The organism is Sphingobium sp. (assembly GCF_041987595.1).
Classification (GTDB): Bacteria; Pseudomonadota; Alphaproteobacteria; order Sphingomonadales; family Sphingomonadaceae; genus Sphingobium.
Genome location: NZ_JBHIWJ010000244.1, coordinates 1 through 557, shown reverse-complemented (window position 1 = coordinate 557; position 557 = coordinate 1). Strand labels below are relative to the sequence as shown.

The 557-nt window shown below is 64.8% G+C and carries 1 protein-coding gene; it reads right to left on the bottom strand.

All coding sequences use genetic code 11. From position 1 onward, the window contains the following. Positions 1 to 194: 194 nt before the first annotated feature. On the bottom strand, positions 195 to 557 hold a 363-nt coding region (locus ACFC3J_RS22985), incomplete at its 5' end, for a hypothetical protein (RefSeq protein WP_375198213.1).

Here is a 557-nt window from a genome sequence, read left to right as displayed (position 1 = left end):
AAAGAGCGATAGAAACCGCACCTAGGCCTGCGGCGAGGATGACAAAGCTGAACGGCGCCCGTCGCCGTGCGAACAAGAAGAGCGCGGCGGCCAGAAACAGGATCAGGACGGCGACGGGAATGAGGTTGAGCATGGTCCTGCCTCTCGGATGAGCCATCGTATGGGCTGGCGACCGCAGACGCCAGAGCTGCTGGTCAGGTGACGCGGATGGCGATCGTCTCGTCGTCGCCGTTATCGATTACGAGGACGGTGCGGCCATCGCGTGCGGCAGCTGCTGCCGCGTCCGCTGGCCAGTCGCCGTACTCGCGCAACGTCTTGGCCATGTGTGTCTCGGCGCTGGCACGATCCGGGTGATCCTTGATGACCGTATCGAACGATAGCGACTGGTGTAGGGTCTGAATGGGCATGGCGGTCTCCAACGGAGGCCGGCACAGGCGAAGCGTGGCAAGTGGGCGACCCGCAGGGGTCGCCACGATGCGAGCGAGCAGTGCCTGGCGAGCCATCAGGATCGACGGCGATCGACGCGCAATAGGACGAGGCGGTGCGACCTGACCGTG